The sequence below is a fragment of the Stenotrophomonas sp. A3_2 genome, from assembly GCF_036624925.1.
In the GTDB taxonomy this organism is placed as follows: domain Bacteria; phylum Pseudomonadota; class Gammaproteobacteria; order Xanthomonadales; family Xanthomonadaceae; genus Stenotrophomonas; species Stenotrophomonas hibiscicola.
On sequence record NZ_JAZKVY010000114.1, the window covers coordinates 1 to 1,055 of the forward strand.

Annotated in this window: 1 protein-coding gene; it reads left to right on the top strand. The window is 67.3% G+C overall.

Annotated elements, in window-relative coordinates:
* Nucleotides 1-475 (top strand): methyl-accepting chemotaxis protein (locus tag R5H29_RS02350; RefSeq protein ID WP_332328678.1); only part of this gene is annotated, 475 nt, incomplete at its 5' end.
* Nucleotides 476-1,055 lie beyond the last annotated feature (580 nt).

Consider the following 1,055-nt stretch of genomic DNA (forward strand, 5'->3'; position numbering starts at 1 on the left):
CGCCAAGGAGATCAAGGGCCTGATCGATGATTCGGTCGGCAAGGTCAACGACGGCTCGGCGCTGGTGCACAAGGCCGGCGCGACCATGGGCGAGATCGTCGCCTCGGTGCAGCGCGTGACCGACATCATGGCCGAGATCTCCGCCGCTTCGCAGGAACAGAGCGCCGGCATCGAGCAGGTCAACCAGACCGTGGTGCAGATGGACGAAACCACGCAGCAGAATGCTGCTCTGGTGGAGGAAGCCACCGCTGCCGCCCGTGCCATGGAAGAACAGGCCGGCCACCTCAGCGAGGCCGTGTCGATCTTCGTGGTGGACGAAGCCGAGGTCGTGGCCGCCCCGCGCGTCGTCGCTGCCCCTGCCCCGCGCGCCACGGCGCCGATCGCTCCGGCACCGGTCGCACCGCCGGCCCGGCGCACCGCGGGTGGTCGCCCGATGGCCACCGAACTGGCCGACGGAGACTGGCAGGAGTTCTGATGCCTGCCTGACCTGACGGACGAAGACGCCCCGGCCCTGCGCTGGGGCGTTTTCGTTTACGGGGTATCTGGATATCCAGCCAACGGCGAAGCCCCTCGGGGTGGTCGGTCGAAGCGCTGGGTTACTGAGGGTTGGCCGAGAGGGTGGGCTGCGCAGGGGACGCTGCAAGTACGTCTCTGTAAGCTCGGTCGCCGCTTGCACGTGTGCACTGTCCTGCGCACACGGCAAGACCGGGGTTGGGCGTCCTGCCCAACCCGCCCGAGGCATGCCTCGAGCCCATGCGGCTCACGCCCCTGCGCAACCCACCCTCCCGGCCACGGACACTTTCCGTGCGCGTCCACCCCGGATTGAAAAAAGAAGAGCAAGAGCAACAGCCGCACCGCATCCGGGGTCAGATCCGGTTTCCGCCGGAAAACGGCTCTGACCCCATCGTGTTTGTCGATATCTGACGGTTTTCATCACCCATGGCGGGGATGGACCCTCCGTGACCGGGAAACCGTCGAAGGCGGGGCGGTGTGGGCTTGCAGGACCGTTGGCGCCATGGATGGCGCCATCGAGCCCCCAAGGACGGGTTTACGGC